Source organism: Undibacter mobilis (genome assembly GCF_003367195.1).
GTDB lineage: Bacteria > Pseudomonadota > Alphaproteobacteria > Rhizobiales > Xanthobacteraceae > Pseudolabrys > Pseudolabrys mobilis.
This window is the reverse complement of sequence record NZ_QRGO01000003.1, coordinates 217,621-235,524: the sequence shown is the minus strand read 5'-3', so window position 1 is coordinate 235,524 and position 17,904 is coordinate 217,621. Positions and strand designations below refer to the sequence as shown.

Sequence of the window (17,904 nt, the reverse complement as noted above, 5' to 3'; positions counted from 1 at the left end):
CGTATTTTGACAGTCCCGGCCCGGGAACCCGATTCCTGAGGCCCCGAGCGGAAACAACCCCGTGCCAGTGCCATCCCGTGCCTCGATTACCGCCGTCCATGGCTATGTGCCGCCGGACCTGCTGACCAACGCGGATCTCGCGCGTATGGTCGATACAACCGACTCCTGGATTACCGAGCGCACCGGCATCAAGGAGCGCCACATCCTTAAGGGCGAGGGGCTCGGCACCTCGCATATGGGCGCCGAGGCTGTGCGCGGCCTGCTGAAGAAGACCAACACGCGACCGGAAGAAATCGATCTGCTGATTTGCGCGACGACGACGCCGGACATGCAGTTTCCGTCGACCGCGAACCTGATCTGCGACATGGTCGGCATCAACAATATCGGCTCGTTCGACGTGCAGGCAGCCTGCTCGGGTTTTCTCTATTCGCTGACCATTGCCTCGCAGTTCATTGCCACCGGCACCGCGAAGAAGGTCATCGTGGTCGGCGCCGACAAGATGTCGTCGATCATCGACTATCAAGACCGCGCCACTTGCGTGATCTTCGGCGATGGCGCTGGCGCCGTACTGCTCGAGCCCAACAATCAGGGCTACGGCATCATGGATGCGCTGATCCGCTCGGACGGGTCGGGCGCCATCCATTTGCATCAGAAAGCCGGCGGCTCGCGTATGCCGGCCTCCGCCGACACGATCGCCAAGCGTCTGCACTACGTGCATCAGGAAGGCGCGGCAGTGTACAAATTCGCCATCGCCAAAATGGCGGAAGTGTCCGGCGAGATCATGACGCGCAACAATCTGCGCGGCGATCAGATCGACTGGCTGGTGCCGCATCAGGCCAACAAGCGCATCATCGAGTCGACCGCCGAGCGGATGGGCCTGTCGATGGACAAGGTGATGGTGACCATCCACAAATACGGCAACACCACCAACGCAACGATCCCGCTGTGTCTGTGGGACTACGAACCGCAGCTGAAAGCCGGCAACAAGATGGTGTTCGCAGCCTTCGGCGGCGGCTTCACCTGGGCCGGCGTTTATGTGCAATGGGCCTATGACGGCGCCAAGGCCGCAAAGCTCAATGGCAATGCCGGGCACGCCTGAGTTCTAGATCTATAAAAACGATCTGCAACGCCAGCGGTGAGCAACGCCGCGGCGGACCTTTCGGGGAGGCGGCTCATGGCGAAGCATCGCGTTGGCATTGTCGGGTTGGGCATGGCGCTCAAGCCTCATCTCAAGAGCCTTGAGGAGCTGTCCGGGCGTGTTGATATCGCCGCCTGCTTCACGCCGTCCATTGAGCGCCGCAAGGCCTTCGCCGCCGCCAACAGCCATCCGGTCGTCGACAGTCTCGATGCGATCCTGAGCGATACCTCGATCGACGTCGTCTTCGTGCTGACGCCGCCTATGTCGCATCTCGATCTTGTCGAGCAATGCGCGGCGGCCGGCAAGCATGTGCTGCTGGAAAAGCCGATCGATTTCACCAGCGCGCGCGGCGAGAAGCAGGTCGCGGCGATGGACAAGTCCGGCCGGACATTCGCCGTGATGCTGCAGCACCGTTTCCGCGATGCCTCGCGCAAGCTGCGCGCCGCGGTGCAAAGCGGCGAACTCGGCGATCTGGTCTCGGCTTCGGCGTCAATCCGCTGGTGGCGCACGCCCGAATATTTCGCGCAAGCAGGTCGCGGCATGAAAGTGCGCGATGGCGGCGGCGTGCTGATCACGCAGGCAATTCACACGCTCGATCTATTCCAGAGTCTGACCGGGCCGATTGCGCGCGTCACCGCCTTCGCCAAGACTTCGCCGCTGCGCAAAATCGACACCGAAGACATTGCCGCCGGCGCTGTCGAATTCAGAAACGGCGCTATCGGCACCATCGACGCCACCACCGTGTCCTATCCGGGCTTTCCGGAGAAGCTGGAACTGGCCTGCACCAACGCCACCGCGGTGCTCAACGCCGAGACGCTCGATATCTATTTCAAGGACGGTCGCCACGTGCATCACGAAGGCGCGGCGTCCAAGAGCGGCGGCGCCGATCCGATGGCGTTCCCGAACGACGCCCACAAGGGCCTGATCGTCGATTTCCTCGATGCCATCGACAATAAACGCGAGCCGGAATCGAGTGGCCGGGAATCGCTCAAGGTCATGCGGCTGATCGAAGCGATGCTGGCATCGGCGGAGCAGGGACAGCCTGTCTCAATCGGCTAGGATGCGCAGTCACGTCGTTGCGTTAAGTCAACTTCCTCGTTGCCGCGCCGGTCTACATTAATATGCTAGGCAAGCGAGGCGTTACGGACATGGACAAGACCAGAAACCGGTTTCTGTGGGCCGTGATTGCGGTCGTGGCCTTTGGCGGTGGCTACGCTGCGTGGCACTGGCTCAGCGCGTCGCCGCTGCCGCCGGGCATCGCCAGCGCCAATGGCCGCATTGAAGCCACCGAGATCGACATTGCGGCGAAGACTCCGGGCCGGCTCAAGGAGGTCATGGTCGACGAGGGCGACTTTGTCACCGCGGGGCAGGTCCTCGCCAGGATGGACACTGAAGTGCTCGAGGCCCAGCTGCGCGAGGCACAGGCGCACGTGCGGCGCGCCACCATCGCGATCGACACTGCACGGAGCCAGGTGGTGCAGCGCCGGGCCGAGAAGCAGGCCGCCGTCGCCGTGATTGCTCAGCGCAATGCCGAGCTCGATGCCGCGCAGAAGCGTTTCGTGCGCTCGGAACAACTCGCCAAGTCCGGCAGCGGCTCCATTGAGAATCTCGACAATGACCGGGCCCGCTACGAAGGTGCCAAGGCAGCGGTCAGCGCGGCGGAAGCGCAGGCGGCCGCGGTCGATTCCGCAATAGGTGCGGCGCAGGCGCAGGTGATCGATGCCGAAGCCGCGGTCGATGCCACCAAGGCAACCGTCGATCGCATCAAGGCCGATATAGCCGACGGCACTTTGGTGGCGCCGCGCGACGGCAGGGTCCAGTATCGCGTCGCCCAGCCGGGCGAAGTGCTTGGGGCCGGCGGCAAGGTCCTCAACGTGGTCGATCTAAGCGACGTCTACATGACGTTCTTTCTGTCGACCGACGCCGCCGGCCGTGTCGCGATCGGCAGCGAGGTTCATCTCGTCATCGACGCCATTCCGCAGTACGTCGTGCCGGCGCGCGCGACCTTCGTCGCTGATGTCGCGCAGTTCACGCCGAAGACGGTCGAGACGGCCGAAGAGCGGCAGAAGCTGATGTTCCGCATCAAGGCAAGGATCGCGCCGGACCTGCTGCGGAAATACGTCCGTCAGGTCAAGACTGGCCTGCCGGGAACGGCCTATGTGCGGCTGGACGCCGGTGCGAAATGGCCGCCCCAGCTTGAGGCTAGGCTACCGCAATGAACGGGGAAGCCGCCGCCGCGCCGGTTGCCCGGCTACGCGACGTGGCGCTGCGATACGGTGCCGTGCAGGCGCTTGATGACATCACGCTGGATCTGCCGTCAGGCCGCATGGTCGGCCTGATCGGCCCCGACGGCGTCGGCAAATCCAGTCTGCTGGCCCTGGTTGCCGGGGCCCGGCGCGTGCAAAGTGGCAGCGTCGAGGTGCTCGGCGGTGACATGGCGAAGGCCAGCCATCGCGGCGAGGTCTGTCCGCGCATTGCCTACATGCCGCAGGGGCTCGGCAAGAACCTCTACGCCATGCTGTCGGTGCGGGAGAACATCGACTTCTTTGCGAGATTGTTCGGGCAGGGCGAGGCCGAACGGGAGCGCCGGATTGCCACGCTGGCCGAAAGCACGGGTCTGGCGCCATTTCTCGATCGGCCCGCAGGCAAGCTGTCCGGCGGGATGAAGCAGAAGCTCGGCCTGTGCTGCGCGCTGGTTCATGACCCGGACCTGCTGATCCTCGACGAGCCGACAACGGGCATCGATCCCTTGTCGCGGCGCCAGTTCTGGGAATTGATCGGGCGCATTCGCGCCGGCCGTCCTTCGATGAGCGTCATCGTTGCCACGGCCTATATGGAGGAGGCCGCGGCCTTCGACTGGCTGATTGCCATGAATGCGGGCCGCGTCATGGCGGCCGGAACTGTCGATAATCTTTTGCAGCGGACCCGAGCGCCGAACTTGGAAGCGGCCTTCATTGCGTTGCTACCGGAAGAACAGCGGCGCGACCATCGCGCGGTCGTGCTCAAGCCACTGCCGGCGGATCACGCCAACATCGCTATCGAAGCCCGAGACCTGACCATGCGCTTCGGCGATTTCGTTGCGGTCGATCATGTCAGCTTCCGCATTCGCCGTGGTGAAATATTCGGCTTCCTCGGCTCCAACGGCTGCGGCAAGACCACGACGATGAAGATGATGACCGGGCTGTTGCCGCCGAGCGAAGGCGAAGCCCGGCTGTTCGGACTGCCTGTCGATCCGAGAGACATGGAGACGCGCCGGCGCGTCGGATACATGTCGCAAGGGTTCTCCCTCTACGGTGAATTGACGGTGCGGCAGAACCTCGAGCTGCATGCGCGCCTGTTCCAGATGCCTGCCGATCAGATTCCAGAACGCGTAGCAGGGGTTACCGAGCGGTTTGGGCTTGACGGCCTCATGGACATGCTGCCCGCACAACTGCCGCTCGGCCAGCGTCAGCGCTTGTCGCTGGCGGTTGCTATGATTCACAGGCCGTCGCTGCTCATCCTCGACGAACCCACTTCCGGTGTCGATCCGGTCGCGCGCGACGCCTTCTGGCAGACGCTGATCGACCTGTCGCGCAATGACGGGGTCACCATCTTCATCTCGACCCATTTTATGAACGAGGCGGAACGCTGCGACCGCATTTCGCTGATGCATGCCGGCAAAGTGCTGGCCAGCGACACGCCTGCGGCGCTGGTGGCCGAGCGCGGCGTCCGAAACGTGGAAGAAGCCTTCATCGCCTATTTGGAGGACACCGGCAAAGAGGCTCGGCCGGATATCGAGCGGCTATCCACACAGGCGGCGGCAGTGCGGCCGGCGACGCGTTTCTTCGATGCGGGCCGCGTTATGAGTTACGCCCAGCGTGAGACGCTCGAACTGCTGCGCGACCCCATCCGCGCCACGCTGGCGCTGGTCGGCAGCATGATCCTGATGTTCGTAATGGCCTACGGCATCACCATGGACGTCGAGAACCTCACTTTCGCAGTGCTCGACCGCGACCAGACCATGAGCAGCCAAAACTACGTCCTCAACATCGAGGGCTCGCGTTATTTCACCGAGCGACCGCGAATCACCGACTACAACGATCTCGATCGACGCATGCGCGCCGGCGAGATCACATTGGCCATAGAGCTGCCGCCGAATTTCGGCCGCGATGTCGCCCGCGGCAATCGCGTGCAGATCGGCGCCTGGATCGATGGCAGCATGCCGATGCGGGCGGAAACGATCGAAGGCTATGTGCAGGCCATGCACCAGCAGTGGCTCGGCGCGGCCGGCGGCATCGCCGCGCCGGTCAATATCGCCATCCGCTACCGCTACAACCCCGACGTCAAGAGTATCGTCGCCATGGTGCCGGCGGTGATCCCAATGCTGCTGATGCTCATTCCGTCCATGCTGACCGCGCTCAGCGTCGTGCGCGAGAAGGAGCTCGGCTCGATCATCAACTTCTACGTCACGCCGACCACGCGGCTGGAATTTCTCATCGGCAAGCAGCTGCCTTACGTTGTGCTGGCGATGCTGAATTTCCTGCTGCTGACATTGCTGGCTGTCACCCTGTTCGGCGTGCCGCTGAAGGGCAGTTTTGCGGCGCTGTGCGCCGGCGCGCTGCTCTACGTGATCTCGGCGACCGCCATGGGGTTGCTGATGTCCTCTTTCATGAAGAGCCAGGTCGCTGCCGTGTTCGGCACCGCTATCGTCACCTTGATTCCGGCGACACAGTATTCCGGCTTCATCGAACCGGTGTCGGCACTCGAGGGCTTCGGCGCCATCGTCGGCGCCGTCTATCCGACTACGCATTTCCTGACCATCTCGCGCGGCGCCTTTGCCAAAGCGCTTGGCTTTGGCGACCTGCAATCCTCCTTCTTGCCGTTGGTGCTGGCGGTGCCGGTGCTGATCGGCCTGTGCGCCATGCTGCTGAAGAAACAGGAGAACTGACGATGCGGCTGGCGAACATCGTCAACCTCGGCATCAAGGAACTGCGCAGCCTCGGCCGCGACCGCGTCATGCTGGCGCTCATCGTCTACGCCTTCACTGGAGCAATCTACACGGCCGCCACCGCCATGCCCGAAACGCTCAACAAGGCTTCGATCGCCATCGTTGACGAGGACCGCTCGGCGTTGTCGACACGTCTCGTGGCTGCGTTCTATCCGCCGCATTTCAACCCGCCGACGCTCATTACGGCTGCGGAGATGGACGCCCGGATGGACAACGGCTCAATTACCTTCGCGCTCGGCATCCCACCCAATTTCCAGCGCGACGTGCTGGCCGGCCGCACGCCCGACATTCAGCTCAACGTCGACGCGACGCGTGTCAGCCAGGCCTTTACGGGCGCGGGCTACATCCAGACCATCGTCGCCACCGAGGTTGCCGCATTCCTTCAGCATTACCGGGCGGCGACCGTGCTACCGGTCGATCTCGCGCTGCGCATTCGCTACAACCCGGCTCTGAACAAGTCCTGGTTCGGCGCGGTCATCGAGGTCATAAATCAGGTCACCCTTCTGTCCATTGTCCTGACTGGCGCGGCGCTGATCCGCGAGCGCGAGCATGGAACCATTGAGCACCTGCTGGTCATGCCGGTGACGCCATTCGAAATCATGGCCGGCAAAATATGGGCGATGGCGGGCGTCGTGATAGTCGCGTGGACGGCGGCACTGGTTTTGGTCGTGCAGGGCATGCTCGGCGTGCCTATCCATGGCTCGCTCGCACTGCTGCTGGCCGGCGTCGCCGTCAACCTGTTTGCCACCACCGCGCTCGGCATCGTGCTGGCCACTCTGGCGCGGTCGATGCCGCAGTTCGCCCTGCTGGTGATCCTGGTCATCGTGCCGCTGGAAATGCTGTCGGGCGGCATGACGCCGCGCGAGAGCATGCCGACTGTCGTTCAGACCATCATGCTGGCGGCGCCAACGACGCATTTCATCATGCTGTCGCAAGCGGTGTTGTTCCGCGGCGCCGGCCTCGCCGTGGTGTGGCCGCAGTTGCTGGCGCTGATCGTCATCGGCGGCGTGCTGTTCGGCGTGGCGCTCGCACGTTTCCGCAAGGCCATCGGTGAGATGGTCTGACGCCAGTAACGGCTGAGTATGAAAATGGCCGGGCAGCGAGGCCCGGCCATGATCTTGTGACAGACGTTGAAGCGGTTACTTGCGCCGCGAGGTCGGCACGTAATCGCGCGTGGCGGCGCCGGTGTAGAGCTGGCGCGGACGACCGATCTTCTGCTTCGGATCTTCGATCATTTCCTTCCACTGCGCGATCCAGCCGACGGTGCGGGCGACGGCGAACAGCACGGTGAACATCGTGGTCGGGAAGCCCATCGCCTTCAGCGTGATGCCCGAATAGAAGTCGATGTTCGGGTACAGCTTCTTCTCGATGAAGTAGTCGTCGTGCAGAGCGATGCGCTCGAGTTCCATGGCGACGTCGAGCAACGGATCGTCCTTGATGCCGAGCTCGGCGAGGACCTCGTGGCAGGTCTTCTGCATGATCTTGGCGCGCGGATCGTAGTTCTTGTAGACGCGGTGGCCGAAGCCCATCAGGCGGTAGCTGTCGTTCTTGTCCTTGGCGCGCCGCACGAATTCCGGAATGCGGTCGACCGAGCCGATTTCGGACAGCATGTTGAGCGCGGCTTCGTTGGCGCCGCCATGCGCCGGGCCCCACAGACAGGCGCAGCCGGCTGCGATGCAGGCGAATGGATTGGCACCCGAAGAACCCGCCAGACGCACCGTCGAGGTCGAGGCGTTCTGCTCGTGGTCGGCATGCAGGATGAAGATGCGGTCCATGGCGCGTGCCAGCACCGGGTTCGGTTTGAACTCTTCCGCCGGCACCGCAAAGCACATGCGCAGGAAGTTGGTCGAGTAGTCGAGCTCGTTCTTCGGATAAACGAAGGGCTGGCCGACCGAATATTTGTAGGCCATGGCCGCGAGCGTCGGCACCTTGGCGATCATGCGGATCGACGCGATCATGCGCTGCGTCGGGTCCGAGATGTCGGTCGAGTCGTGATAGAAGGCCGACAGCGCGCCGATCGAGCCGGTCATGATCGCCATCGGATGCGCGTCGCGACGGAAGCCCTGGAAGAAGCGGCTCATTTGCTCATGCACCATGGTGTGGCGCGTGACGCGGTAGTCGAAGTCCGCCTTCTGCGCGGCGGTCGGCAGTTCGCCGTACAGCAGCAGATAGCAGGTCTCGAGGAAGTCGCCGTGCTCGGCGAGCTGTTCGATCGGGTAGCCGCGGTACAACAAGACGCCTTCATCGCCGTCGATGTAGGTGATCTTGGACTCGCAGCTCGCGGTCGAGGTGAAGCCGGGGTCGTAGGTGAACATCCCGCTCTGGCCGTAGAGCTTGGAGATGTCGAGCACATCCGGACCGATGGTGCCCTTGTAGATCGGCAGATCGATATTCTTGTTACCGACGGTGATCGAGCCGGTTGCTTGGGTGGCGTCCGTTTTGGCGTCCATGGTCGAGCCCTCGGATTTTGACAGCGGCGAAGCGCTTTATTCTTAAGTCTAAAAGCCGGATGGAGCGGTGCCCGGGGAAGGACGCGTCCGGCTTCATTTCGGTAGCCCATCCGTGTGTGCGCTGCAAGATCGGGCATACGCGGGGGCTGCCCCGCATATGGGCATGAAATCCGTGATCAAAAGATTGACGCGGCGTAAAAAAGGCGGTCAGGCCGCCGCCTGCTCGCGCAGCCGCGCCAGGCTCTCGGTCCGGCCGAGTACGGCGAGCACGTCGAAAATCGGCGGCGATGTGGTCTTGCCAGTCAAGGCAGCGCGCAAGGGCTGCGCCACAGCGCCGAGCTTGACCGCAGCGGTTTCGGCAAAGCTGCGAACCACGGCCTCGATCGCCGGGCCGTTCCATTCGCCGACCGCCTCGAGCGCCGGTACCAGCCGCGCCAGCACGGCCCTGGCCTCCGGCGTGAGCAGCGCTTTGGCCTGCTCGCTGATCGCGAGCGGACGGTCGGCCCACAGGAAGCGCGAGGCCTCGAACAATTCGATCAGCGTCTTGGCGCGCTCTTTCAGACCCGGCATGGCGAGGAGGAGCTTTTCGCGCAGCTCACCGGTCAATTTGCCGGCCAGCGCATCGCCGCCGGCGATGTGAGGCAAAAGTTGTTCCAGCGCCTCGACCAGCTCGGCATCCGGCATCTGGCGGATGTAATGGCCGTTGAGATTGTCGAGCTTGACGAGATCGAGCCGCGCCGGCGCGCGGCCGATGGCCGGCAGGTCGAAGGCCGCGACCATTTCTTCAGTCGTGAAGATTTCCTGGTCGCCATGCGACCAGCCTAGCCGAACCAGATAATTGCGCAGCGCCGCCGGCAGGTAGCCCATCGCGCGGTACGCCTCGACGCCGAGCGCGCCGTGGCGCTTGGAGAGCTTGGCGCCGTCCGGTCCGTGGATCAGCGGGATGTGCGACATGACCGGCACCGACCAGCCGAGCGCCTCGTAAATCTGTTTCTGCCGGGCGGCGTTTGTCAGATGATCGTCGCCGCGGATGATATGAGTGACGCCCATGTCGTGGTCGTCGACCACGACGGCAAGCATGTAGGTCGGGTTGCCGTCCGAGCGCAGTAGCACCAGGTCGTCGAGATTCTCGTTGTCCCAGACGACGCGGCCCTGCACCTGATCCTCGATCACAGTCTCGCCGGTAAGCGGCGCCTTCAGGCGGATCGCGGGCCTGACGCCCGCCGGCGCCTCGGACGGGTCGCGGTCGCGCCACAGGCCGTTGTAGAGCTTGGACTTGCCCTCAGCGCGAGCCTTGTCGCGCATGGCCGTCAACTCTTCGGGCGTCGCATAGCAGCGATAGGCCGTGCCGGCGGCGAGCATCCCGTCAACCACCTCGCGGTGGCGGGCGGCGCGGGAGAACTGGAATACAGGCTCTTCGTCCCAGGTCAGGCCGAGCCAGGTCAGGCCGTCAATGATGGCGGCGATGGCCGCGTCGGTCGAGCGCTCGCGGTCGGTATCCTCGATTCGCAGCAGCATTTTCCCGCCGCAGTGCCGCGCGTAAAGCCAATTGAACAGAGCCGTGCGGGCGCCGCCAATATGGAGGAAGCCGGTCGGGGAGGGCGCGAAACGGGTGATAACGGGGTCGCTCATCGCGCGCCCTCTACCACAGGTATGGGGGCAGGTCTCAAGCCATTTGACATCGAGGTAAGCGCCACGTCATTGGAAGCTCTGGCTGCCGCCCGGTCGGGCGGTCGGCTCAGGTTCGATACGCAGGATTGAAAGACCAGCATGGCGAGCGACGACAAGGTGGCGGCAGGCGAAACCGAGGGCGCGGGACGCGACTTCATTCGCGACATCGTGGCGGGCGATCTTGGCGCCGGCAAGATCGCCGAGGTGGTCACCCGTTTCCCCCCCGAGCCGAACGGCTACCTGCACATCGGCCATGCCAAGTCGATTTGCCTGAATTTCGGCATCGCGCAGGAATTCGGCGGCCGCTGCCACCTGCGTTTCGACGACACCAACCCAGCCAAGGAAGAGCAGGAATATATCGATGCCATCGAGCGCGACGTGCGCTGGCTCGGCTTCGAGTGGGGCAAGCACCTCTATTTCGCCTCCGATTATTTCGACCGGCTCTATGGCTGGGCTGTCGACCTCATCAAGGCCGGCAAGGCCTATGTCGACGACCAGACCCAGGAGGAGATGCGGGCCAATCGCGGTACGCTGACCGAGCCGGGCCGGAACTCGCCGTTTCGCGACCGCCCCGTCGAGGAAAACCTCGACCTGTTCGCGCGCATGAAGGCCGGCGAGTTCCCGAACGGCGCCCGCGTACTGCGCGCCAAGATCGATATGGCCGCCGGCAACATCAACCTGCGAGACCCGGTGCTCTACCGCATCATCCATGCCCATCACCCGCGCACCGGCGATACCTGGAAGATCTATCCGTCTTACGATTTCGCCCACGGCCAGTCGGACGCCATCGAAGGCATCACGCATTCGGTCTGCACGCTGGAATTCGAGGATCACCGCCCGCTCTATGACTGGTTCATCCAGAACCTGTCGGTGCCTTCGACGCCGCATCAGTATGAATTCGCCCGCCTCAACATCACCTATACGCTGCTGTCGAAGCGCATCCTCAACGGTCTGGTGAAGGGCGGCCACGTTTCCGGCTGGGACGATCCGCGCATGCCGACCATCGCCGGCCTGCGCCGCCGCGGCGTGCCGCCGGAAGCGATCCGCGATTTCATCAAGCGCGTCGGCGTGGCGAAAGCCAACAGCACCGTCGATCTTGGCATGTTCGACTTCTCGATCCGCGAAGTGCTCAATCGCGCCGCGCCGCGCCGCATGGCGGTGCTGCGCCCCTTGAAGGTCGTGATCGAAAATTATCCGGAAGGCGAGGGCGAGGAGATCGAGGCCGTCAATCATCCCGACGATGAGACGCAGGGCTCACGCAAACTCAAGTTCACGCGCGAGCTGTACATCGAGCGCGACGATTTCATGGAAGTGCCGGAGAAGAAGTTCTTCCGCATGGCGCCCGGGCGCGAGGTGCGGCTGCGTTATGCCTACTTCGTCACCTGCAAGGAGGTGGTGAAAGACGCGGCCGGCAATGTCACCGAACTGCGCTGCACTTACGATCCGGCGTCCAAGGGCGGCAATTCGCCGGACGGCCGCAAGGTCAAGGCGACCATCCACTGGGTGTCGGCCGAGCATTCGGTGCCGGCAGAGCTTCGGCTCTACAACACGCTCTTCAGCGATCCGGACCCGAGCGCGGACCCCGAGAGCTTCGCCAAGGGGATCAATCCGCAATCGCTTGAGGTCCTGAGCGATGCGCGGGTCGAACCGGCGCTGGCCGGCGCCAAGGGCGGCGACGCCATCCAGTTCGAGCGCCAGGGCTACTTTGTCATCGACCGCGACAGCACGCCCGGCAAACTGGTGTTCAACCGCACCATCGGCCTGCGCGACACCTACGCCAAGGATGTGGCGAAGGGGTAGACGAGTTGCATTTGCCCCGGGGACTGGTCCGTTCACAACCGTTCCTCTAATCTGCAACCCAGAGCTGCGCTAGTCTGATCTCCGGTTGCGGGTAGCGTCGGGGGCGGCGTCGTGGCTCCATCGCCGGAAAATCGGGCGAAAGCGGTTGTGGCAGGCGTCGCCGCGGCGGGCCGTCGGGCAGGTGTCTGGCCCGCCGGACTCGATGCATTCAATGTCCAAGCGGGCAAGCACCTGGCGGCCTGGGTCACCGCCGAGGTGGCGCCGGGCCGCCTGCTGCCATGGCTGCCGGTGGCGTTCGGCTGCGGCATTGCCGTCTATTTCGCCGCCGATCGCGAGCCGATGTGGTGGGCCGCGACGGCGGCGGCCCTTGCCGCGCTGGCGATGACGTTTGCGGCGCGCAAGCATCCGGTTGGATTTCCGCTGGCGCTCGGCGTCGCCGCGCTGGCCGCGGGCTTTGCCATTGCTACGCTCCACAGTGCGCGCATCGCGCATCCCATTCTGCGCAGCGCGACATGGACCGCCGAAGTCTCCGGCTTTGTCGAAGTCCGCGAGGAGCGGGCGCGCAGCGACCGCATCGTCGTCCGCGTCCAGAAATTCGAGGCGCCGCGCATCACCGAAAAACCGGAGCGCGTGCGGGTGTCGGTGCGCAAGAGCACGGCGCCTGCCGTCGGCGCGTTCGTCGCGTTCAAGGCGTATCTGGCGCCGCCGCTCGAGCCGCTGCGGCCCGGCGGCTATGACTTCGCGCGCGATCTGTATTTCCAGCAGATCGGCGCCTCGGGCTATGTGCTCGGCCGCATCCGTAACGAAGCCGCGCCGGTCGCGCGCGGGCTGTGGCTGTCTTATGCAACGTTCTTCGATGCCCTGCGCGACAGCATGGATAATCGCATCCGCGCCATCCTGCCTGGCGATCGCGGCTCGATCGCCTCGGCGCTGATCACCGGCACACGCGACGCGATTTCACAGCCGGTCAACGACGCCATGTATGTCTCGAGCCTGGCGCATGTGCTGTCGATCTCCGGCTATCACATGGCGGTTGTTGCCGGCATGGTGTTCTTCACCATTCGCGCCGTGCTGGCGATCTTTCCAGCGCTGGCGCTGCGTCGTCCGATCAAGAAATGGGCAGCCTTGGGCGCGCTCGGCGCGGCGACGTTCTATCTGATGCTGTCCGGCGCCGAGGTAGCGACGCAGCGCTCCTACATCATGGTCGCCATCGTGCTCGTCGGCGTGATGGCCGATCGCCCGGCAATCACCTTCCGCACCCTGACCGTCGCCGCGCTGGTTGTCATGGCACTGACGCCGCAAGCGGTGGTGCATCCGAGCTTCCAGATGTCGTTCGCTGCGACCTTGGCGCTGGTCGCCGGCTATCAGATCTCGCTGCGCTGGCAGGCCGGCGCGGAGAGCCCGCTCGCCGCCCGCATCGCCCTGTGGGGTGGGCGCGAAATTGCCGCGCTGATCCTGGCCTCGCTGGTCGCGGGCCTCGCCACCACGCCGTTCGCCGCCTATCACTTTCATCGTATCGCGCCTTACGGCGTCATCGCCAATTTGCTGGCCATGCCGGTGGTCTCGGTGCTCGTCATGCCGATGGGCGTTGCCGGCGCGCTCACAATGCCTTTCGGCTTCGATGCCGTGTTCTGGAAGCTGATGGGGCTCGGGCTCGACTGGATGATCGCGGTGGCGCTGTGGGTGACGCAATTGCCCGGCGCAGTCGGCCCGATGCCGGCTTTCGGTATCGCGCCGCTGCTCTTGGTGACCCTGGGGCTGCTGCTGCTGTGCCTGCTGCGCTCGCCATTGCGCTGGAGCGGCGCTGCTTGCGTAGCGCTGTCAGCGATTTGGGCGCTGGCGACGCCGCAGCCCGATGTGTTGATGGCAAGCGACGGACAGACCGCGGCAGTCCGGGGCGCGGCCGGGCGATGGGTTATTCTGCAGCGGGGGCGCGACGGCTTCGCGATCAAGGAATGGCTGGCGGCCGATGGTGATATGCGCAGCGCCGACCATGCCAGCCTCAAAGACGGCGTCCGCTGCGATGCCATGGGCTGCACCGCGATACTGCGTGACGGCCGCGTGGTCGCGTTCGCCGCGTCGGTGGACGCCTTTGCCGAGGACTGCGCACGCGCCGCTGTCGTTCTGTCGTCGCGCACGGCGCCGGGCCAATGCGACGCGCGGCTCATCGATCGGGCGGCGTGGCGGCGCCACGGCGCAGCCGCGCTTTACCGCAACGGGGACGGCTTCGATATCGAGGTAGCGCGGCCGCCGACGCAAGACCGGCCCTGGGCGAGGGCGCGCACGGTGCTGGCGGCCGGCGAAGCCGGATCAACCGGTGCGCGCCGCCCGCAACGGGATGCGACGCCGCCGACGGAGGACCTGGAAGCGGGGGATTAGCGGGGCTGACGGTCAGTACCGCCGGAACATCGCCACCAGCTTGCCCTGGATGCGCACGCGGTTGGGCGGCAGGATACGCACCTCATAAGCGGCATTGGCCGGCTCGAGCGCGATGGAAGCGCCGCGGCGGCGGAAGCGCTTCAGCGTGGCCTCCTCGTCGTCAATCAGCGCCACCACGATATCGCCGGTGTCGGCACCCTCGGAGCGTCGGATGAGGGCGATGTCGCCGTCGAGAATGCCGGCGTCGATCATCGAGTCGCCGCGCACTTCCAGCGCGAAATGCTCGCCGTTCGAGAGCAGCTCGGGCGGCATGTTGATGACATGGCTGCGCTGCTGGATCGCCTCGATCGGCGTACCGGCGGCGATGCGGCCCATGACCGGCACCGAAATCGGCCGTGTCGCATCGTCTTCGGTGACGACAGGCCGGGCCTTGCCGAGATTGCCCTCAATGACACTGGGGTTGAAGCCACGGGCGCGGCCATTGCCGCCGCCGCCAAGGCCGTGCTGGACCGAATCCGGCAGCTTGATCACCTCGATGGCGCGGGCGCGGTTGGCGAGGCGGCGGATGAAGCCACGCTCTTCCAGAGCGGTGATCAGACGGTGAATGCCCGATTTCGAGCGCAGGTCCAGCGCATCCTTCATTTCATCGAAGGAGGGCGGTACGCCGGTTTCGGTCAACCGTTCGTGGATGAACCGCAGGAGTTCGAATTGTTTGCGCGTTAGCATCGCTTGTGGGCCTCCGGTCGCGGCGACTCCGCGGCCTGATTGGCGCGGAATCATCCGAAACAAAGCATGAACGGACACTATCTGTTCGATATGTGTTCCGCAACCACTTAATTTGACGTGAACAAGTCGAGAGGCCGCTAAAACCCGAACTTAAGGATGCGGCAGCGGCTGCCGGCCCCGGCCGCGGGGGCGTGCGGCTCACGAATCAACAGGCAGTCCGCCTGCGATAACGGGGCCATCAGGGAACTGTCCTGATTGGCGACCGGCGTGGCGATCAGTCCGTCCGGGCCCATCGCCAGCGTAGCGCGCAGGTAGTCGGCACGCTCGTCATTGGCAGGCAGATCGCGGCCGAGAAGGGCCGGTTCGGACTGGGGGACGACATCGGAGCGGCCCGACAGCGTGCGCAGCAGCGGCAGCAGAAACAGGAAAGCACAGACGTAAGACGATACCGGATTGCCCGGCACGCCGAGCACATGCATCGGACCGAGCCGCCCGTGCATCATCGGCCGGCCCGGTCGCAGGGCGACGCGCCAGAACGACAGATCGAGCCCTTCGGCGGCCAGCGCCTTCTGCACCAGATCGTGGTCGCCGACCGAGGCGCCGCCGCTGGTGAGCAGCACGTCGGCTTTGGCGTCGCGGGCGCGACGAATGCGGACACCGATATCGTCCAGCGTATCGCGGGCAACGCCGAGATCGATTACGTCGCCACCCGCCGAGCGGACCAGCGCCGACAAGGCAAAGCCGTTGGAATAGACGATCTGGCCGGGGCCGGGCTCGCCGCCAGGCAGGATCAGTTCGTCGCCGGTGCCGAGCACAGCGATTACGGGCCGGCGATGGACCCGCAGCCGCGGGTGGTTCATCGCGGCCGCCAGCATAACGTCACGGTCGGTCAGCAACCGCCCTTTGGCGAGCAGCACGGCGCCTTGTTTGAAATCGATGCCGGCGTAGCGGACGTTGCGGCCTTTGGAGGTGGCTTTCTCGACCGTGACCTTATCGCCGTCGCGGCGGGTGAGCTCCTGGATGACGACGGTGTCGGCGCCATCCGGCAGCACGCCGCCGGTGAAGATGCGCGCCGCTTCGCCTTGGCCGATGCGGCCAGAGAAGGGATGGCCGGCGGCGACCTCGCCAATCACCTTGAGCGGTGTCGGCGCGTTGGCGATGTCGTCGGCGCGCACGGCGTAACCATCCATGGCCGAAACATTGGCGGGCGGCTGTGTACGCAAGGCGGTCAGGTCTTCGGCGAGAACGCGGCCCGGCGCATCGCTCAACGGAACGTCTTCGGTGCCCAGTGCCGCGGTGTCGGCCAGCACCCGCGCCAACGCTTCGGCGACCGGCATCAGGGCCATTGTTACGCTTCCGCCTTGTACGGTCCCGACTTGCCGCCGGTCTTTTCGAGCAGGCGGATGCCCTCAATGCGCATCGACTTCTCGATGGCTTTGGCCATGTCGTAGATGGTGAGGCAGGCGATCGAGACCGCGGTCAGCGCCTCCATCTCGACGCCGGTCTTGCCGGTGACCTTGACGGTCGCCTGTACCAGGAAGCCCGGAAAGCTGTGCTCCGGAAAGATATCGACCGCCACCTTGGTAATCGGCAGCGGATGACACAGCGGGATCAGGCCGTGCGTGTGTTTGGCTGCCATGATGCCAGCGAGCCTTGCCGCGCCGAGTACATCGCCCTTCATGGCGTTGCCGGCGATGACAGCGTCCAGCGTTTCCTTGCGCATGATGACGCGGCCCTCGGCGCGCGCGACGCGCTCGGTCGGCGCCTTGGCCGAAACGTCGACCATGTTGGCCTTGCCGGTCTGGTCGATGTGGCTGAGCTTCGCGCCCGATATCGGCTTCGTCTTTGGCTTCACGGCCTTCGCCTTCGGTTTGGCTTTGGCCATTGTCGTTACTCCGCGGCCGCGTGGCTGGGTCTGGCGAGCAAAGTGCGAGTCGCGGCAGCGACGTCGGCCTGCCGCATCAGGCTCTCGCCAATGAGGAAGGTCGAAATGCCGACCGCCTCCAACCGGGCGAGGTCGGCCGGCGTGAAAATCCCGCTTTCGCCGACGATGAGGCGATCCTTGGGCACGAGCGGCGCAAGGCGCTCGCTGACCGTGAGCGAGGTCTCGAAGGTGCGGAGGTCCCGGTTGTTGATACCGATCATCCGGGATTTCAGCTTCAGGGCGCGGTCAAGTTCATCTTCTGCGTGAACTTCAATCAAGACGTCCATGCCATATGAAAATGCTGTACTTTCCAGTTCGGCGGCGGCGCTGTCATCGACCGACGCCATGATGATCAGGATGCAGTCAGCACCCCAGGCGCGGGCCTCCGCGCACTGGTACGGCTCGAACATGAAGTCCTTGCGCAAGGCCGGCAGCTTGGTCGCCTCGCGGGCGGCGGTGAGGAACTCCGGCTTGCCCCGGAAGCTGGGCGCGTCGGTCAGCACCGACAAGCAGGCGGCACCGCCGGCCTCATAGGCTCTGGCGAGCGCCGGCGGGTCGAAATCGGCGCGGATCAACCCTTTGGACGGACTGGCCTTCTTGATCTCCGCGATCAGCGCGTAATCGCCGGCGGCAATGCGGCTCTCAATGGCGCGCAGGAACCCGCGCGCCGGCGGCAGGGCCTTGGCCTGCGCCTCGAGGTCGGCGAGCGAACGGACGCGCTTGGCCGCCGCGATTTCCTCGCGCTTGTAGGCTTCGATTTTCTTGAGGATATCGGCCACGATTTTTTCTACCGCGTGATCTTGTCCAAAAACCGGTGTCCACTTTTGGG

At 64.8% G+C, this 17,904-nt stretch carries 13 protein-coding genes; 7 read left to right on the top strand and 6 right to left on the bottom strand.

Annotation, left to right across the window (positions count from 1 at the left end):
- Window positions 1-61: 61 nt before the first annotated feature.
- From DXH78_RS18555 to DXH78_RS18535, 5 genes are all read left to right on the top strand, one after another.
- The gene (locus tag DXH78_RS18555; RefSeq protein WP_245416944.1) at window positions 62-1,099 is read left to right on the top strand and encodes a beta-ketoacyl-ACP synthase III; all 1,038 of its coding nucleotides are present in this window, start codon (window positions 62-64) and stop codon (window positions 1,097-1,099) included.
- Between the two features lie 75 nt (window positions 1,100-1,174).
- A complete protein-coding gene (locus DXH78_RS18550; RefSeq protein WP_115518749.1) occupies window positions 1,175-2,197 on the top strand; it encodes a Gfo/Idh/MocA family protein in 1,023 nt (340 codons plus the stop codon).
- A gap of 89 nt (window positions 2,198-2,286) precedes the next feature.
- A complete protein-coding gene (locus DXH78_RS18545) occupies window positions 2,287-3,357 on the top strand; it encodes an HlyD family secretion protein (protein WP_115518748.1) in 1,071 nt (356 codons plus the stop codon).
- Complete coding sequence (rbbA, locus tag DXH78_RS18540; RefSeq protein ID WP_115518747.1) at window positions 3,354-6,065, top strand: ribosome-associated ATPase/putative transporter RbbA; 2,712 nt, start codon at window positions 3,354-3,356, stop codon at window positions 6,063-6,065. Before DXH78_RS18545 ends, rbbA begins: the two co-directional genes overlap by 4 nt.
- Window positions 6,066-6,067: 2 nt before the next feature.
- Window positions 6,068-7,189, top strand: coding sequence for an ABC transporter permease (locus DXH78_RS18535; RefSeq protein WP_115518746.1), 1,122 nt, complete (start codon window positions 6,068-6,070; stop codon window positions 7,187-7,189).
- Between the two features lie 75 nt (window positions 7,190-7,264).
- Here DXH78_RS18535 and gltA read toward each other — a convergent pair whose 3' ends face one another.
- Together gltA and gltX are read right to left on the bottom strand one after the other, a co-directional pair.
- On the bottom strand, window positions 7,265-8,575 hold the full coding sequence (gene gltA, locus DXH78_RS18530) for a citrate synthase (protein ID WP_115518745.1): 1,311 nt from the start codon (window positions 8,573-8,575) through the stop codon (window positions 7,265-7,267).
- A 207-nt stretch (window positions 8,576-8,782) separates the two neighbouring features.
- Window positions 8,783-10,207, bottom strand: a complete 1,425-nt coding sequence (gene gltX / locus DXH78_RS18525) for a glutamate--tRNA ligase (RefSeq protein WP_115518744.1) — start codon at window positions 10,205-10,207, stop codon at window positions 8,783-8,785.
- 138 nt (window positions 10,208-10,345) lie between these two features.
- Between gltX and DXH78_RS18520 the strand changes: the two genes are divergently transcribed.
- Together DXH78_RS18520 and DXH78_RS18515 are read left to right on the top strand one after the other, a co-directional pair.
- Window positions 10,346-12,046, top strand: coding sequence for a glutamine--tRNA ligase/YqeY domain fusion protein (locus tag DXH78_RS18520; protein ID WP_115518743.1), 1,701 nt, complete (start codon window positions 10,346-10,348; stop codon window positions 12,044-12,046).
- Between the two features lie 111 nt (window positions 12,047-12,157).
- Window positions 12,158-14,425 (top strand): ComEC/Rec2 family competence protein, encoded by a 2,268-nt coding sequence (locus DXH78_RS18515; protein ID WP_115518742.1) that lies wholly within the window; start codon window positions 12,158-12,160, stop codon window positions 14,423-14,425.
- Window positions 14,426-14,437: 12 nt separating this feature from the next.
- Here DXH78_RS18515 and lexA read toward each other — a convergent pair whose 3' ends face one another.
- The 4 genes from lexA to trpC all read right to left on the bottom strand — a co-directional run bounded on the left by lexA (window position 14,438) and on the right by trpC (window position 17,854).
- Complete coding sequence (gene lexA, locus DXH78_RS18510; RefSeq protein WP_115518741.1) at window positions 14,438-15,151, bottom strand: transcriptional repressor LexA; 714 nt, start codon at window positions 15,149-15,151, stop codon at window positions 14,438-14,440.
- Window positions 15,152-15,288: 137 nt separating this feature from the next.
- Window positions 15,289-16,497, bottom strand: coding sequence for a molybdopterin molybdotransferase MoeA (locus tag DXH78_RS18505; protein ID WP_115518740.1), 1,209 nt, complete (start codon window positions 16,495-16,497; stop codon window positions 15,289-15,291).
- A 2-nt stretch (window positions 16,498-16,499) separates the two neighbouring features.
- Window positions 16,500-17,036, bottom strand: coding sequence for a cyclic pyranopterin monophosphate synthase MoaC (gene moaC, locus DXH78_RS18500; protein ID WP_115518739.1), 537 nt, complete (start codon window positions 17,034-17,036; stop codon window positions 16,500-16,502).
- A 5-nt stretch (window positions 17,037-17,041) separates the two neighbouring features.
- A complete protein-coding gene (trpC, locus tag DXH78_RS18495) occupies window positions 17,042-17,854 on the bottom strand; it encodes an indole-3-glycerol phosphate synthase TrpC (protein WP_115518738.1) in 813 nt (270 codons plus the stop codon).
- Window positions 17,855-17,904: the final 50 nt, after the last annotated feature.